Annotated in this window: 14 protein-coding genes, 1 tRNA gene and 3 pseudogenes; 6 read left to right on the top strand and 12 right to left on the bottom strand. The window is 62.0% G+C overall.

From position 1 onward, the window contains the following. Positions 1 to 7 precede the first annotated feature (7 nt). Positions 8 to 1,004: pseudogene (gene corA / locus LDP01_RS07380) on the top strand (magnesium/cobalt transporter CorA). Continuing rightward, complete coding sequence (zapE, locus tag LDP01_RS07385) at positions 1,001 to 2,194, top strand: cell division protein ZapE (RefSeq protein WP_224088236.1); 1,194 nt, start codon at positions 1,001 to 1,003, stop codon at positions 2,192 to 2,194. The pseudogene corA and the gene zapE overlap by 4 nt, the downstream one beginning before the upstream one ends. A gap of 29 nt (positions 2,195 to 2,223) precedes the next feature. On the opposite strand, the gene LDP01_RS07390 is transcribed toward zapE, so the two are convergent. From LDP01_RS07390 to LDP01_RS07410, 5 genes are read right to left on the bottom strand one after another with little or no spacing between them, the layout of a single operon-like run. Then, a complete protein-coding gene (locus tag LDP01_RS07390; protein ID WP_224088238.1) occupies positions 2,224 to 2,754 on the bottom strand; it encodes a ferritin in 531 nt (176 codons plus the stop codon). A 10-nt stretch (positions 2,755 to 2,764) separates the two neighbouring features. Beyond that, positions 2,765 to 3,172, bottom strand: coding sequence for a fluoride efflux transporter CrcB (gene crcB / locus LDP01_RS07395; protein WP_224088240.1), 408 nt, complete (start codon positions 3,170 to 3,172; stop codon positions 2,765 to 2,767). Next, a complete protein-coding gene (locus tag LDP01_RS07400) occupies positions 3,169 to 3,600 on the bottom strand; it encodes a fluoride efflux transporter FluC (RefSeq protein ID WP_224088242.1) in 432 nt (143 codons plus the stop codon). Before LDP01_RS07400 ends, crcB begins: the two co-directional genes overlap by 4 nt. Continuing rightward, positions 3,587 to 4,093: a universal stress protein gene (locus LDP01_RS07405; RefSeq protein WP_224088245.1), complete on the bottom strand. Its 507-nt coding sequence runs from the start codon at positions 4,091 to 4,093 to the stop codon at positions 3,587 to 3,589. The genes LDP01_RS07400 and LDP01_RS07405 overlap by 14 nt, the downstream gene beginning before the upstream one ends. 16 nt (positions 4,094 to 4,109) lie before the next feature. Continuing rightward, positions 4,110 to 4,454: a zinc ribbon domain-containing protein YjdM gene (locus LDP01_RS07410; protein ID WP_224088246.1), complete on the bottom strand. Its 345-nt coding sequence runs from the start codon at positions 4,452 to 4,454 to the stop codon at positions 4,110 to 4,112. Between the two features lie 202 nt (positions 4,455 to 4,656). Between LDP01_RS07410 and LDP01_RS07415 the strand changes: the two genes are divergently transcribed. Further along, a complete protein-coding gene (locus LDP01_RS07415; RefSeq protein WP_144648155.1) occupies positions 4,657 to 4,860 on the top strand; it encodes a cold-shock protein in 204 nt (67 codons plus the stop codon). A gap of 63 nt (positions 4,861 to 4,923) precedes the next feature. On the opposite strand, the gene LDP01_RS07420 is transcribed toward LDP01_RS07415, so the two are convergent. The 5 genes from LDP01_RS07420 to galU all read right to left on the bottom strand — a co-directional run bounded on the left by LDP01_RS07420 (position 4,924) and on the right by galU (position 8,466). Beyond that, positions 4,924 to 4,996 (bottom strand) — tRNA-Ala (locus LDP01_RS07420). 37 nt (positions 4,997 to 5,033) lie between these two features. After that, complete coding sequence (locus tag LDP01_RS07425; RefSeq protein ID WP_224088248.1) at positions 5,034 to 5,834, bottom strand: SDR family oxidoreductase; 801 nt, start codon at positions 5,832 to 5,834, stop codon at positions 5,034 to 5,036. A 6-nt stretch (positions 5,835 to 5,840) separates the two neighbouring features. Beyond that, positions 5,841 to 6,770: a hypothetical protein gene (locus LDP01_RS07430; RefSeq protein WP_224091110.1), complete on the bottom strand. Its 930-nt coding sequence runs from the start codon at positions 6,768 to 6,770 to the stop codon at positions 5,841 to 5,843. A gap of 131 nt (positions 6,771 to 6,901) precedes the next feature. Next, entirely contained in the window at positions 6,902 to 7,528 is a 627-nt protein-coding gene (locus LDP01_RS07435; protein ID WP_224088250.1) for a GNAT family N-acetyltransferase, read from the bottom strand. Positions 7,529 to 7,533: 5 nt separating this feature from the next. Then, positions 7,534 to 8,466: a UTP--glucose-1-phosphate uridylyltransferase GalU gene (galU, locus tag LDP01_RS07440; protein WP_396133430.1), complete on the bottom strand. Its 933-nt coding sequence runs from the start codon at positions 8,464 to 8,466 to the stop codon at positions 7,534 to 7,536. A gap of 112 nt (positions 8,467 to 8,578) precedes the next feature. Between galU and LDP01_RS07445 the strand changes: the two are divergent. The 3 genes and pseudogenes from LDP01_RS07445 to LDP01_RS07455 all read left to right on the top strand — a co-directional run bounded on the left by LDP01_RS07445 (position 8,579) and on the right by LDP01_RS07455 (position 10,480). Further along, a pseudogene (locus LDP01_RS07445) lies at positions 8,579 to 9,194 on the top strand (5-formyltetrahydrofolate cyclo-ligase). A 156-nt stretch (positions 9,195 to 9,350) separates the two neighbouring features. Further along, positions 9,351 to 9,620, top strand: coding sequence for an FmdB family zinc ribbon protein (locus LDP01_RS07450; protein WP_224088255.1), 270 nt, complete (start codon positions 9,351 to 9,353; stop codon positions 9,618 to 9,620). Between the two features lie 68 nt (positions 9,621 to 9,688). Further along, entirely contained in the window at positions 9,689 to 10,480 is a 792-nt protein-coding gene (locus tag LDP01_RS07455; RefSeq protein WP_224088256.1) for a Flp pilus assembly protein CpaB, read from the top strand. Between the two features lie 60 nt (positions 10,481 to 10,540). Here the strand turns inward: LDP01_RS07455 and LDP01_RS07460 are convergent. Further along, positions 10,541 to 14,847: pseudogene (locus LDP01_RS07460) on the bottom strand (DEAD/DEAH box helicase). Between the two features lie 128 nt (positions 14,848 to 14,975). Beyond that, positions 14,976 to 16,565, bottom strand: coding sequence for a glutamine-hydrolyzing GMP synthase (guaA, locus tag LDP01_RS07465; protein WP_224088257.1), 1,590 nt, complete (start codon positions 16,563 to 16,565; stop codon positions 14,976 to 14,978). Positions 16,566 to 16,643: the final 78 nt, after the last annotated feature.

A 16,643-nucleotide genomic window follows, 5' to 3' on the forward strand; every position in this document is an offset into this window, starting at 1 on the left:
TTCACTCGTGACCATCATTGATAACGCCGTCTATGTAGAAGGCGTACGCACAGCCACCCCACGTAACCTTGAGCAGACTTTCGAGACACTCTCGGAGCAAGGTGGCATGGCGTGGATCGGTCTCTACCGGCCCACCCGGGACGAAATGACCGCTGTCGCCCACGAGTTCGGCCTCCACGAACTCGCCGTGGAAGACGCCGTTTCAGCGCACCAGCGGCCCAAACTGGAGCGCTACGACAACAACCTCTTCACAGTCCTGCGACCCGCCCGCTATCTGGATGCTTCCGAGACGGTGGAGTTCGGCGAGCTGCACATCTTTACAGGTCCCAATTTCGTAGTGACCATCCGCCATGCCGAGACCGGCGGAGTTGCGCGTGTCCGCCACCGTTTGGAGCAGCGGCCCGGACCTCCTGCGGCATGGACCGGAAGCGGTACTCTACGCCCTCCTGGACCAGGTGGTGGACGATTATGCACCTGTCGTTGCCGGGCTCGAGAACGACATCGACGAAATTGAGGACCAGCTCTTCAGCGGCGATACAGCAGTGTCCAGGCGGATCTATGAACTTGCCCGTGAAGTCATTCAATTCCAAAGGGCCATCCAGCCTCTTCCGGACATCATGGTGCTGCTTGAGAAGGGCTTCGAGAAATACGGCGTGGACATCGAGCTCCAGCGCTCCCTCCGTGACGTAGAGGACCACGTCCAGCGCGTCATCTCCAGGGTGAACTCCTTCAGGGATCTCCTGCAGAACGCCCTGACCCTCGACGGCACCCTGACAGCAAACCGCCAGAACGAGGCGAGCGCTGCCCAGAACGAACAGGTCAAGAAGATTTCCTCGTGGGCCGCCATTCTGTTCGCGCCCTCCTTTGTGGCAGGCGTTTACGGCATGAACTTCGACCACATGCCGGAGCTGCACTGGGACTTCGGCTATCCCATGGCCATCGGCCTCATGTTCGGAGCAGCACTGCTCATGTATCTCATCTTCAAGCGGAAAGGCTGGCTGTGACGCCCCCATTCCTCCCGCAACCGGGGAGCCTCCCGCAACGTGGAAGACTCCCGCAACGGGGAAGACAGGGCAACCGGGAAACTGTCCTGGCGCTCGTGGAGGGCATCACGCACGACGCCGGACTGCTGGGTTTCCAGCTTGAGCCCAGCCAGCATGAAGCAGCGCAGCGGTTGGCGGCCTTTGGTGCAGAGGTAACGGCCCGCCGTCGAGCGCGTCAGCGAAGGACGCCGCGAAGTATCTATCTTCACGGACCTGTGGGTCGCGGCAAAACGTGGCTCATGGACAGTTTCCACGACAGGCTCCGCGCCCGGAAACGTCGCGTCCACTTTCATGATTTCTTCCGAGGGCTCCACGCCGGGACCCGCCGTTCCGGTTCCGCGGATGGAACAGCCATCCAGCACTCGGTGGATGTGCTCCTGGCGGACATCGACGTCCTGTTCTTCGATGAGTTCCACGTCCATGACGTTGGGGATGGGATGTTTATCGCGCGATTACTGCGAACCGCGGCGCAGCGCCGGATTCCCTTGGTGGTGACGTCCAACTACGCCCCGGACGATTTACTGCCCAATCCGCTGTGGCACGACCATTTTGTGCCCACCATCGAAGCCATCAAAGAGATGATGGATATTGTGGAGGTCAATGGCCCCGCCGATTTCCGGCGGTTTCCTGCAGCAGGTTCCCAGCCCAGCGCCGCGCCCAAAGCCTTTAGCTCTGGCCGGATCATCACACCGGGGACGCCCAAACAACTGGGACGGTTGGGGCTCTTCCGGCCATCGGTATCCCAAAGCCGCGTCCTGACCCCAACGACGCAGCCGATCGTGGTCAAGAACGCAGACCGGGACCTGCTCTGGGTGGGGTTTCCGGAATTGTGCGCAGGGCTGACCTCCACTGCGGACTTCCTGGCCTTGGCGCACAGTTTTAAGACCTGGGTGATCGACGACGTTCCCTCCCCTGCCGGGAGCGACCCTGCTTCCGCGCCCGCATGGCAGCGATTCAGCAATGCCGTGGATGTGCTTCACGATCAAGACATCACTCTGTTCCTGATCGGCGCCGGACCCCTGGACTGGGACGCGGAGCCCTCCGGCAGCGTCCTTCCCGTGGACCTGGCCCGCATTGCCAGCCGCCTGTCCCTGCTAGGCAGGTCCGACCCTGACGATGCCCTGGCAATCGAAGAGGCCGCCGGAAGCTGAGCTTCGGGCGGCCCCTTGGTTTTTTGCAGCTAGATCGCGCCGCCGGCAGCAGACGGTGCACTGGAATCATGCCCGCCATCGCCAACGCTCTCACGCGCAACGTAATTCTCGATATCGAAGAGGTTCTCCGCCCGCTCCGTGATGTTGAGAAGCGTGGTCATGGAGGCAACTTCCTCAACCTGTTCCTTCAGGAACCACAGCATGAACTGCTCGCCCAAGGCGTCGCCCTCAGCACGGGCGGCGCGGAACATCTCCTCGATGTTGCGCGTAACTTCCCTTTCCTGCTCAAGGGCCAAAGCGATGGGTTCCTTGGCGTTGGTGAAGTTGTTGCGGACCGGGGCGATGCCCGGGATCTCGACGGGCACGTTGCGGTCCAGCATGTACTGGACCATCATCATGGCGTGATTGCGCTCCTCGAGGGACTGGCGGTAAAAATGCCGGGCAAGCTGCGGCAAGTCCTGACCGTCAAAATACACGGCTACTGCAATGTATTGCTGGGAGGCCGCAAATTCATTGGCGACCTGAACGGACAACAGCTCATTGAATGTCTTGTTAGCCATGGCACCGATCCTACAGCCGGGCCAAGACAGCCAGACAGTCTTCTTTTAAGCCAGCAGCAGAGCGAACCAAACACCAGCGGCGGGCCGCCCCGACGCTGATGGCCATGGACCCCAACCCGTTGACGAGCGCCAGCCCCATCCGCCCGCTCTGCACCAGCCTGATGGTCTCCAGACTTGCCGTGCTGAAGGTGGTGTAGCCGCCCAGGAAACCCGTGCCGAGGATGAGTTGAAGGGATTCAGGCGCCTGCCCTTCCATCACCAGGCCTGCCAGGAACCCCAGGAGCACGGAACCTGAAACATTGATGAAAATGGTGGCCCATGGCAGGGCAGTACGTACGCGTGCCCGGATGAGCCCGTCCAGCATGAACCTAACAGCCGCGCCCAGTCCTCCCGCGAGGGCCAACAGGATGACTGTCATTTCGCACGCCTGTGATGCCATGCGGCGAACCAGATTCCCGCCATGGTTGCGAGCGCCCCACCCAGCAGGCTCAGGCCCAGATAACCCAGGGCAGCAGTCGTGTCACCTGAAGTGAAGAGGTGCACCGCATCCAAGGCGAGCGTGCTGTACGTGGTGTAGGCACCCAGGAAGCCCGTACCCAAGGCGAGGCGCAACGCCCGGCGACGGCCGACGTCGGGCCCCCTCCTGGCAAGTCCCTCCAGCAAAGCGCCCAGGGCCAAAGCGCCGGAAAGGTTGATCACAAGGGTGGGCAACGGCCAGGATCCTGGCGCAGGAATCATAAGTCCGAGGCCGTAGCGGGCGAGTGCCCCGAACACGCCACCCGCGGCCACAATTCCGATGAACCCCCAGTGAAGATGGACGGGACGCCTGGCGTCAGTCGTCATCATCCACCGGTACCCGTGGCTCCACGGGTACAACCAACACAGGGCGATCCTGGCGGTGGAAGAGCTGACGGGCAATGGAGCCCGCCGTCAGCTCTTTAATGGCCGAACCGAGCTTGCGGTCCCTGGAGCCCACCACAATCATGGACGCGCCGATATCTTCGGCCTCACGGGCCAATGCCCGTGCCGGTACCCCTGCCAGGGAAACGATGGACCAGCTCAAGTCAGCTTCGGCCAACTGGGTGGCAATAGCTGTCCGCAAGGATTCCGGGACGTTCTCGGCATCATCGTCCACGCCGTCGGGATCAATCGGAGCAGACGGCCCGCCCGTGGTTCCATCCACGGGATAAACGGTCACATCAACGAAGGCGCAGACCAGCGGCAGCCCGGCGCTAAGCGCCACCTCGGCGGCACGCTCTACGACGACGGGACGCTGCCCGGGCATGACGCCTACCAGGATGGGGCCGATGAGGCCTTTGGGTACTGGGGTCCCCGTCATCGTAAAGCGCCTCCCGTCAGACTTTCTTCACAACGCTGGACTTGAGCTGCATGGGGCCGAACCCGTCCACCTTGCAATCAATATCGTGATCCCCCACGCCGTCGACCAACCGGATGTTCCGCACTTTGGTGCCGACCTTGATGGCCGTGGCGCTGCCCTTCACTTTGAGGTCCTTGACCACCGTGACGGTGTCGCCGTCACTCAGGATGTTGCCCACCGCGTCCTTGATGACATTCCCCTGCTCGTCGCTCCCGCTCATTGGTGACCATTCGTGGGCACATTCAGGGCAAACCAACAGCGCGCCCATCTGGTAGCTGTATTCACTGGAGCATTCGGGGCACGGAGGCAGGGAGTCGTTCACAGGGTAATTCTAAGGGGGCATCCACCGCTGGCCGGCCCTTCCAACCACGGCCCGGAAGCCTACCCCGGCACAAGGACATTATGAAAGGCGCGGCAGAATCTGTTGCCCCATGTCAGATCGACACATAGGCTCAATAATGTGAGTGGCGGGGACGGTGATCCGACAAGCGGTACCGACCAGCTACCCGTGAAGGAAAACAAGCATGGCTACAGGCACAGTGAAATGGTTCAACGCTGAAAAGGGCTTCGGATTTATTGCCCCGGACGACGGTGGACCGGATGTATTCGCCCACTATTCAGCAATCACGTCCAGCGGATACCGTTCCCTGGACGAGAACCAGAAGGTCCAGTTCGACATCACCCAGGGCCCCAAGGGACCTCAGGCGGAGAACATCCAGCCCCTCTAAACTCCCACAAAAAAACCGGCCAGGCATGTTGTGCCTGGCCGGTTTTGTTGTTGCCGGAATCCGTGGAGCTAAGGAGATTCGAACTCCTGACCTCTTCGATGCGAACGAAGCGCTCTACCAACTGAGCTATAGCCCCTGGGCACGGCGTCTACGGCCGGGCCAGTGTCCTTAGGCTACAAAGTTTCCGAGCGCTTTTCCAACCACGACACGAACGTTTCAGTGCCATACCTTTGCTCGGGCATAAGGTTGAGTCCCGCACGCAGGTAGGCGCCCATGGCACCCGGGAGCGGGACTTCCAGAACCTTGCCCCGCGCGCCGGTAATGGCTTTCCATGACTCCGCCATGTCCTTCATGGCCAGCACTTCGGGCCCGCCAATGGTCCTGACGCGATGCCGCTCGGGAGAAGGCACCTCCAGCGCAGCTTCGAGCAATGCAGCGGCGGCTTCCCTGGGTGAAATCGTTTGGAAGCGGACTCCCTTGAATGCCGGAATCAACCGCACTTTTGCACCTGCAGCAAAGATCATTTCCACCAGGCTGTGGAATTGTGTGGCCCTGATAACCACCGTTTCCAGTTTGGCCCTCGCATAGACCCGTTCCTTGTCCGCCTTGGAAACGTAGAAGGAATACGTGCTTTGGTCACAGTTGATAATCGACAAGGCCACAGCCTTACGCACTCCTGCCCGGTGAGCCGCGTCAAGAAGACGAGCGCCGCCGTCGGCGAATTCCTTTTGGGCTTTCCCGAACCGGCCTTCAAGGCAATCAATAACGACGTCGGCACCCGCCACCGCGGCCGCCAAACCATCACCCGTGGTGACGTCGCCGGCAAAGTAGGCCGCGCCGTCATGATGCTTCTCCGAACCGGCCGGCGGCACGTGGCGACTCAGGGCGGAAACCGTGTGCCCGGCGTCGAGCGCCTGGCGAACAACTTCACGGCCAACCTGGCCAGTGCCACCCGCAACACAGAGCGCGGTCATGCCGGGCTATGCGCGGCGACGCTGCAGGACATCGTCCAGATTGCTCAGGGCACTCTGTCCCTTCGATGCAGTTCGCACCTGCGCAACTGCTGCGGCCTCCGCCTGCTCAACACTTTGCTTTAGCACCGGCTTGCCCACAGGCTTGGGAGCTTCAGGAAGATCCAAGGGCTCCGGAGCGGGGCGCGGCGCCTTGGCGGCACCAACGTAGGTGGGCTTGGGAACCTCAACCGGTTCCCAGCTGGCATCTTCGGAACCAGCGGACTTGTCGCCAACAGAGTTGCTGCCGGCGGACTTGTCCCCAGCTGACTTGTCCCCAGCTGCCAAGGCAACAGCCAAGGCAGCCTGGCGTAGTTCCACGGCGGAAAGGCGTGCGGCCTCGGACTTTCCGGCCTCGGCGTCGAAAACCCGTGTTTCCTTGGCTTCGACAGGCGGTTCCTTAGGCAGGTACCGCGCGGGTGTCTGGATGGGCACCACCGGCGCAGCCCGACGCGCCCGGCGTTCGCGGAGATCCCGGAGGGCGAGCCGCCGCAAAGTCACCACGGCAAGTACCGAACCCGCGAACGACACCAACGGCAGCCAGACAGTACCCGTACCGAACAGCCGCAGCACGCCCGAAACAATGGCAGTCAGCAATAAAGCAAGGCCGGCCAAGGCCAGAGTGAGCCGGGCATAACGGATCGTAAAGGGAGTTGTGGGTGGCTTCCTGGCAGACGACTCAGCCACGCGGGATTCCTGCGGCGACGCCGGTGCTTTGCTGTGCATGGTCTCCATCGGTTTCTCCTGCCGGGGTGCCAAAGTCAGTACCACCCCTGCCTGCGTTTCGTCTGGTTCGTCGTCAAATGCCTCTGCTGAAACAGCGGCCGCCTGGACCTGCTGCCGTCTGTTCCGAAGAACGTAAGGAGCGACCCATACCATCCAAAGCGCGACAGTGACCACGAGTATCACTGAGCTGCTGAGAGGGAAGTCCACATTCAAAACCGTAGAAGCAAATCATCAGGGGCGGCGGCATTGCGGTCGGTGTGTCGCCGGCGAGTCCGCAAATGAATGGAGATACGGCTCAAAAGGGCCTATGACCTGCCCGTTCTTCCTCTGAGCCACCAGTCAAGGAGTCCCTGCGGAACTTCCTCCGACGTAAGCGCGAAAGACCGGTGATCTGCCCACTCGCCATTGATGTGCAAGTACCTCAACCGGTAGCCCTCGTCCCTGAATCCGAGCTTTTCCACCACCCGAAGACTTGGCGCGTTCTCAGGCCGGATATTGATTTCCATCCTGTGCAGGCCAAGGGTCCGGAAGCAGTGGTCCGTAGCCATCGCAACTGCAGTTGGAGCGATACCGTGCCCGGCGCGTTCCTTATCAACCCAGTAGCCAAGGGTCGCCATCATCGCCGAACCCCACACGATGGATGAGACCGTCAACTGCCCCACAATTTGAGGGTCACGGAAACCCTCGGTGCGCTCCGTGATGAGGAAGGGCAAAGCCGTAGCCTGCCGGGCTTGCGCATTCAGGGATGCCACCATTTGACGGTAACTGGGCAGGCGCCCACCCGGTGCAGGATTGGACGCCTCCCAAGGTGCAAGCCATTCACTGTTCCGCGAACGGACTTCAGACCACTCCCGCTTGTCGCGGTAACGGATTGGCCGGAGCACCAAGGCTCCGCTTTCCAGCGTTACCGGCCAGATCGCAGAGCCGTACACCGGTGTTATTTGGGAAGACCGGCAGTGAAGGTGGGCAGCCACTCGCGGAGCTCGGGGCCCAGGTCATCGCGTTCGCATGCCAACTCGATGCAGGCTTTCAAGTAGCTCAACTTGTCACCGGTGTCATAGCGGCGTCCACGGAAGACAACGCCATAAACGCCGTAGCCTTCGCCTTCCCCGGCAGCCAGAACTTCAAGGGCATCCGTCAGCTGGATCTCTCCGCCACGTCCGGGAGCGGTGTTTTCCAGGACGTCAAACACTGCCGGATGGAGAACGTAACGGCCGATCACCGCGAGGTTGGATGGAGCTTCCTCGGGGGACGGCTTTTCAACGAGCTGCTTGATGCGGACGTAGCCGTCCTCATCGCTATCCTCGACGTCGGCGCAACCATAGGCGCTGATCTTGGAAGGCTCAACTTCAATGAGGGCAACAACGGAACCGCCGGTTTTTTGCTGGACAGCGATCATTTCGCTCAGCAGGTCCTCACGGGGATCGATGAGGTCATCGCCCAGCAAGACCGCGAAAGGCTCGTGCCCGACGTGCTGCTTTGCACGAAGGACTGCATGGCCGAGGCCGTTGGGATCGCCCTGGCGGACATAGTGGATGTCACCCAGGTTGGTGGCGGACTGGATGGCTTCAAGCTTGGCAGTATCGCCCTTCTCTGCCAGCGTTGCTTCCAACGCCGGCACACGGTCAAAGTGATCTTCCAGGGCGCGCTTGCTGCGCCCGGTGATCATCAGGACGTCGTGCAGGCCAACCTTCACCGCTTCTTCGACGACGTACTGGATGGCTGGCTTGTCAACCACGGGCAGCATTTCCTTCGGCATCGCCTTTGTGGCGGGGAGGAACCTGGTACCAAGACCCGCTGCGGGGATGACGGCCTTACGGACAGCATTGTTATCGAGAGTCACCGGACTAATGTAACGGAAGGAATACATCAACGGGTAAACCCCCGCCGTGGCAAGACGCAGAAACAGCCCCTGAACTGGAGCGGATTTGCTGCTTTAGGCACACCACGGTGGCCCGCGGGAATCTCATGATCGGACAAAAATGGCATCCAAGGAAGACATCCGCAGCAGCCGGCGCCTGTACAGGCGCAGCCTCACCAAGGAGCTTGTAGCCCAGGCCGGCGAATCAATTGCACGGCACGGCTTGGCCTGGGCCCGGAAAATTTCGGCCGGATCGCCCACGACCTTCGCCATCTACGTGGGCGTCTCCCACGAGCCCCCAACCATGCCCTTGATCGCAGGGCTCCACAACGCCGGCCACCAGGTCCTGCTTCCTGTCTGCGAGGGCCGGCCGCCAGTTGAGCTGGGTGTACTGGACGCCGGAGACAGCCTTCGTCCGGTCCGACTACGCACCCATCGACGAACCCGAAGGCGAACGTTTGGACAGTGCTGTGGTGAGCTCTGTTGCGGGCATCTTCATGCCGGCCACGGCCGTCGACCGGGATGGCAACCGCATCGGACAGGGTGGCGGCTACTACGACCGGCTCCTCCAAGGCCTGGACAATTCCGGCGGGCGGCCACCCACCATTGCAGTGGTGTACGACGACGATGTGTTGCCTTCGGGAGCTATCCCCGCAGAGCCTTTTGACCGGCCGGTGCCGGAGGTGCTGACGCCCTCCGGAATCATCACGCTTGGCCGCGGTAGTGATCTCGATTGACCCATACGTGAAGTCCCGCATTTATATGCAGTTGGGAGATAGCGAACGAGCCGGATGCGGATGATAGAATTGGCACTCAGGCCCTGCGACTGCTAATGCGGAGATTCTCCGCCATGGCTCCACAGGACCTGAACTTTGTCCTGAAGGAGGAACTCAGTGCCCACATACGCATACGCCTGCAAAGACTGTGACCATGCCTTTGACATCGTCCAGTCCTTTTCTGACAGCTCTCTGACGGAGTGCCCTGAATGCCAGGGCGCGCTCCGCAAGAAGTTCAACAGCGTCGGCGTTGTCTTCAAGGGCTCGGGCTTCTACCGCACGGATTCGCGCGATGCCAAGGGCAGCACCGTCTCCGCCGCGCCCTCCCCGGCGACTCCGGCCCCTGCTGCCACGCCTGCACCGGCGGCCGCAGCCGCTGCCAGTTAGCCGGCACTTTTCCACATAGGGCACCCGGCCGCTGTTGGGTGGCCGGGCCCGGTGGCTAACGTGGCGTCATGCCACTAAAGACAACCACTTCCCCAGTCCCCCGCCGCGAACGCCCCAGTCCCCCTGTCCGGGGCCGTGATGGCCCCCGGAACAAGCCCACAACCACGGCTGGCCATTTCCTCCTCCGGAAGCAGGGGCCACATCGCCAGATCAGGCCGGGCCGCAGGCAGAGCCTCAAGTTCTGGGTCACCCGGAACCGTCGGCTGACAGTTGCACTGCTGCTCTGCCTCGCCACAGGCATTACTGTCCAACAGCTAACCCCTGCCTCTGAGCAGCGCGTCAGCATTCTCGTCGCTGCCCATGACCTCCCAGCAGGCACCAACCTCACCGAGTCAGACTTCACCAATGTTGGTGTGCCGCCGGACCTCGCAATTTCCGGAGCCCTGGAGGATCACGTTTCACTGGTGGGCCGCCAGCTCGCCTCGCCTTTGGCCAAAGGGCAGATTCCCACTGAATCCAATCTTCTGGGGCCGGGACTTCTCACAGGCGCACCCGTGGGCTCAGCTGCGGTCCCCCTTCGAATGGCTGACCCTTCATCCATCCAGCTGCTATCCCCGGGACAGCTGGTCAATGTAGTACTTACCGCCGCCGGGTCATACGACGAATCCCGGCAAACTGAAGTCCTTGCCGCCTCCGTCCCTGTCCTATGGACATCTGCCCAAGGGGGTAAACCCGGCCAATGGCTGGGAACCAGCGACACAGACGGGTTGGTGGTAGTGGCTGCAAATCCTCCACAAGCAGAAAAGCTTGCCGGCGCATCAACGAAAGGCAAACTTTTCTTTGTTTTGGTCAATCCCTAGGTTTGGTCAATCCCAGCGTTTGGTCAATCCATGGTGCAGGGTTTGGATTCCATGACGCAATCAGCCCCAATGCGGGGGCTTTTGCTCTTTCAACCACTGCTCATGGTCATAGTTGCCTTCGTCGCCCCAACGGCGGGGGTCGTCTTCAGCGGCCTTGGTGGGCAAGATGCCACCGGAGGCTTGCTTCGCCGCAGGAGTCTTTGTCTCCGCGGACTCTTTAGCGTTTTCGGCGCTTACGGCTGCGGTCTGTTCGTCAGAGCCGCTTTCGTTGCCGGTTCCCTGTTCTTTCACTGGTGCTTCAGTCCCATCCTCTGGATCACTGGGGGTTGGAGTGCTGGCTTCTGCGTTGCCCGGTTCGCCACCTGGCCCCCTGCGATTGTCCACACCTGCCTGCCCGGGCAGCTGGGATTCCACCGATGCCTGGGCACCTCCCGGGCTTTGCCGATGCGAGGCCCGGCTGTAGGAGGAACTGCTTGCGGAGGAACTGCTGTGCGGGGAACTGCTGTAGGAGGAGCTTGCGTACGAGGAAGCCGCATTGTCCAGATTCAATTGTTCAACATCCATGTCCAGGAAGCCATGCTCCGCTGGGGGTACGGCCTGGGGAACATGGTTCTCAAGACCCAAATAGGATCCGATTCGATCCGCGCAGGACGAGGGATCGGTGAACACTTCGATGGTCCACAGGGACATGTAACGCCAGCCCATGCGTTCCAGCAGCTGGGGCCTCAGACGGCTGCGTTCGCGGACGCTCATGCGCCGGTAACGTTCCGTGCCGTCGGACTCGATTGCCACCGGGGTGGGAATCTCTGCGCCCTCCCGTCCAATGGTGTGAACGGGATCGGCAGCGGCGGCAATGTCCAGGACACCGTCATAGAGGTGCCAGACGCGGGCACCCCTGGCCCGCAACCTCTCGCCGAGATCGGCAACCAGGGGGTCCTCCCCCAGAGCCTGTTCGCTGGCAACGGCGCGCGAGGCAGGAGTTCCAAGGTTGCTGTTCCCGGACAGTTCACGGTCCAGCAGTTCGTAAAAGTCCACAGCCCCGTGCGCCAGGCGATCCAGATCCAGATCTTCCGGGCGGAAGCAGCTCAGGACGTGCATGGAACGGCGGGCGCGGGTCATAGCCAAGGCAAAGCGGTTTCGTCCGCCCTCCGTGGACAGCGGTCCGAACGAGTGCAAGGCGCGGCCATGGGGTGTCCGGCCGTAGCCGAGGGAGAAAATGACATGGTCACGCACCAGGCCTTGGGCTCGCTCAAGGTCAACCACGCGGAAGGACTCGGGGCCAGCACCGAAGAAGGCGGACAACAAGGGGTGGTTGGGCAATTGAAGCCTGATTGCCTCGCCAATCCGCGCAGCATGGCGCAGGCTGGCCGTGACCACAGCCAGGGAAGTCCGTGGCCGAAGCCTGGCGTGCTCGAAGACAAGGTCCACTACCCGGTTGACCTCCGCCGTAACGGACTCAACGCCCTCATGGTCGGCGCCCGGGAGTCCGGTTCCATCGGGGATGTACTCCACCAGGATCGAACGATCCAGGCCCGTCACCGAACTGCCATCGGGCAAACGCCGGAGGCCGCCGTCGTAGTAGTTCTTGCTCAACTGCAGGATGAGGTCCTCATCGACCGCCCGGTAGACCCAGTTCAGCTGCCAGGTGGGCAGGACGCGTGCCAGGGCCTTGAACGCGCTGTCCACGGTCTCGTGGCTGGCCACTCCCGCCACTGGAGGTTCCACGGCCACGCTGAAGGTGCGGGCATTCGCAATCTTCGCATCACCGAAGGCTATAACTTGCCGGGCTCGCGCAATCGCCGGAAGGACGGCCTGGAGGGAGGTCGATTCAGCGTCGATGACGATCACCGCGTCAAACTTCTGCCCCGCGGGAAGAACCCCCGTCAACAGGTAGGGACTTACAGACCACACTGGAACAAGCATTGGTACGAGGTCGGGAGCCTGGGCACTCAGAGCCGGGAGCGTAACCCGACCATCCTTGAGCAGGGGCCCCGAAGCAACTCAGCCTGCCGGGGGTGCTCAACTATCCCCTCGCTCCACTTCCGGGCCAACTGCCACCGCAAACGCGCAGCACCACTGGCAATGTGGGCTTGGTCCGCAAGGCGGTACTCAGCTTCCAGGCGGCGGAGCGAGTCGCCGTCGGACATGGCGAGGTAGTCGTCACCACTGATCATTGCTTCCAAAGCAGACTGCCACCAGGCGAGGTCCAGCTCGGCCGCCACCGAAGCGGCCGGCACTTCACGGGCAGCAAGGTCAGCGAGCAGTTCGCCGAGGCCGTGCTCGCGCATCTCCTCAATGAGCAGCGTGCGCTCCGGGAGTGTTTCAAGCGTGGCAGTATCCGCTACCAGCCGTTCGAGCCGCTCCATCAGTTCCAGGTACGGTGTCTGGTGCAGCGAACCACCGGCAGAGGTGTGCTTGAGTGCCTCACCCAGGCGGCGAAGCTCGCCATCCAGTTCGCGATACAAGGACCCGAGGTCCGCGAGTCCGGACGGCACGGCCGGGTGGCGTTGGGTGGTGGCGTACCCTGCCCACAGGGCACGCTGCTCCTGGACGAGGACCAGGGAGCTGTGAAGGTCCGCGATGTGAACACCGGGCCGCACATACTCTTTTGCCACCCGCCGCAGCCTCGAACGCTGCATGGAAGGCATCTCCAGGTTGCGCTCGCGTCGCCACGCAGAGCTTGCAGTTGCAGAGATGAGGTCGTGCACCGGGCGATCGAAAATATCCGGAGTGAACTTGTCCAGGCTTTCGCGCACCGCAATCAACAATTCAAGCTGAGCACCCCACTCCGTGAAGGTGTCCGCCAAACGGATCTCGGCGTGATCCGAAAGCTGCTTCATACGATCGCGCAGGACGGGGAGTTTCTCCTCGGCGATGCGGGCAAGCTGTTGGGCCTCTTCTGTCTCCTTGCGGGTTACGAGGCGTGCGCCGTACCAGGGGCTGGAAGTGGAAGCCCGGCTAAAGCTGCCCAGCTCGGCAGCGCGACGCAAGCGGCCAGCCAGTTCTTCGCGGTCCTTGATGTTATCCAGCACACTGCGCTTGAGGCGCACCGTGGTGGACGGCGCCGGGTGGATGGACGTCAATTCGGCCAACGATTGCATGGCCTGGTACGGCGAGCAGCCCCAGCGTTCGCGGACGTTGTGAAGCGAGGCAACGTGGTCCATCAGGGCATGCCGGTGTCCGACCAGCGTCTGGTGGAGGTTCCCAAGCTGCGGTTCCAGTGCCTTTTCATTGCGCATGATGGCACGGACCAACTGGCCCTTTAGCTGCTGTGGTGTGGTGCCGTTGCCCGGACGGAACAACATCGAATCCAGGCCCAGCGCTTCCAGGTGCGCTGAAAGTCCCGCCAAGCTGGACTGCCTGTCCCCCACTACGAGGACGGATTTGCCTTCGCTGACCAATGCGCCAATGGCATTGATGGCTGTCTGCGTCTGGCCGCTCCCTGGAGGGGTGCTGACAACAAGCGAATCTCCTGCGCGAACAGCGTCCACCACGTACTGCTGGTCAGTGTCCGCGTCGAGCAGGAGCAGCTCATCCGCCGGATCACGTTCGTCAAGGCTTGGGAACCGCCCCGCTTTAATGGGTTCGGGCTCGATGTCGCCACCATTGGCAGCAGTTACCAGGGCCGCCACGGTGGGATTGTTCATGTTGATCCACGGATCGTCCAGGTTTCCCGAAAGATCAGCCAAAGTGGTCACGAGCAAGTTGAATTCAACCTCGGCGCCGTGAATCGGCTGAACCAGGGTGGCCAGGCGGTCCAGGACCGGCTGGGGGTCCAGCCTGGCAGTGTTGTAGGCCATGCGGGCAACTGCATTGACGTCGAAGACGATGCCGTGGACGGTCTTCAGGTGGCGCACCAAAGCCGGGTTCATGCGTGCCTGCTCGGTGAGCTGCAGCTCGAAATCGTCCTCGCCCGGGCGAACGGTCAGGACAATGGAGGTCAGCATGACAGGGGCCGAAACCCGCTGGGGTTTGCCACCTACGGCCGAAGTCCACACCACCGTGCCCGCCGAGAGGTACCCGGCCTCGATGCCGCGATCATTGCTGAGCTCAAAAATCTTGGACCGGATGTTGCGCGCGGCCCGTGCCGCCACCAGGTATTGCTGCCTGTCTCGGATAAGCGTGGACAACCTCGTTCTACGCCCCGCCAGCAGCTGTGCGAGGCCCGAGGGATGTGCGTTGCTGAGATCGATGGCGCCTTCGGGCGTCTTCACGAAACGCAGCATCGTGTCCGCCCCTGTAACGGGCTTAAGTCCGGACAGCCATTTCCGGAGCTCTTCGGAGCCCTCTTCCTGGCCTTGACCTAATGACACAACTGCTGCCTTCTTTTCTGTACTAGCTTTAGACGCCTTGGACCATACCGGCATACTTTCGAGGGTAGCGGGAATACTCCTTCAGCCCGCTCCGCAACACTGTGGCAATGCGAAATTGGCCGTCATTTCACAGCTGAAAGAACAGTGGCCGGCCTCCCAAGGGAGGCCGGCCACTCAAAATGCTATTCCCACTCGATGGTTCCCGGCGGCTTGCTGGTGACGTCCAGCACCACGCGGTTAACTCCATCCACTTCGTTGGTAATGCGGTTGGAGATGCGGGCCAGGAGGTCGTACGGCAAACGCGACCAGTCGGCCGTCATTGCGTCCTCGGACGATACCGGACGGAGAACGATCGGGTGGCCGTAGGTGCGGCCATCGCCCTGGACGCCGACGCTGCGGACGTCAGCCAGCAGAACCACCGGCATCTGCCACACATCGTTGTCCAGGCCGGCAGCGGTCAGCTCGGCACGGGCAATCGCGTCAGCCTTGCGAAGCAGGTCAAGGCGCTCCTTGGTTACTTCACCGACGATGCGGATACCGAGGCCAGGGCCGGGGAACGGCTGGCGGCCAACGATTTCCTGAGGCAGGCCAAGTTGGGCGCCGACCGCGCGGACTTCGTCCTTGAACAGGGCGCGCAGCGGCTCGACCAGTTCGAACTGCAGGTCCTCGGGAAGCCCACCCACGTTGTGGTGGCTCTTGATGTTCGCAGCGCCCTCGCCGCCGCCGGACTCGACGACGTCCGGGTACAGCGTGCCCTGGACCAGGAACTTGATCTTCTCACCCTCGGCTGCTGCCTGGGCGATGATGGCCCGCTCCGCTTCTTCGAAGGCACGGATGAATTCCCGGCCAATGATCTTGCGCTTGGTCTCGGGATCGCTGACTCCGGCCAATGCAGACTGGAAGCGCTCTTGCTCGTTGGCAACATACAGATTGACGCCCGTGGCAGCGACGAAGTCGCGTTCAACCTGTTCTGCTTCGCCTTCGCGAAGGAGACCGTGATCCACGAAGACACAGGTCAGCTGGTCTCCAACGGCCCTCTGGACCAGGGCTGCGGCTACAGCAGAATCCACACCACCGGAAAGACCGCAGATGACCTTGGAATCGCCGATCTGCTGGCGGATACGTTCCACCTGCTCTTCGAGGATATTTCCTGTGGTCCAGTTGGGGCTCAGGCCAGCGCCCTTGAACAGGAAGTTCTCCAGGACGTGCTGGCCGTGCACGGAGTGCTTGACCTCCGGGTGCCACTGCACACCGTAGAGGCGCTTTTCCTCGTTGGCGAAGGCGGCTACCGGCGCGCCAGCCGTGGTGGCCAGCACTTCGAAGCCCTCGGGAGCTTCATGGACGGAGTCGCCGTGGCTCATCCAGGTGTTCTGTGAAGATGGCACGCCATCAAGGATCGAGCGGGCATCGCCAACCACCAGTGCTTCGGTGGCGCCGTACTCCCGGAGGCCCGTCTGGGCTACCTTGCCGCCCAGTGCGTTGGCCATGGCCTGGAAGCCGTAGCAGATACCAAAAACCGGCACCCCGGCTTCAAACAGGTCCGCTCCAACACGCGGAGCACCTTCTGCGTAGACGCTGGAAGGTCCGCCGGAAAGGATGATGGCTGCCGGGTTTTTGGCCAGAAGCTGCTCGGTGGTGAAGGTATGCGGAACAATTTCCGAATACACATTCGCTTCGCGGACGCGGCGTGCAATCAGCTGCGCGTACTGGGCACCGTAGTCAACAACCAGCACCGGCTTCTGGGAAGTCTGGGGTGCGGTGGGAGTAGTCACCAACCAAGACTACTTTGCCGGGCGGCCCCCGTGCACGTTGACAGCGGCCCGAAGAGGTCAATTACGGGCTCGTCGTTA

It is taken from the genome of Arthrobacter sp. StoSoilB13, assembly GCF_019977255.1.
In the GTDB taxonomy this organism is placed as follows: Bacteria; Actinomycetota; Actinomycetes; order Actinomycetales; family Micrococcaceae; genus Arthrobacter.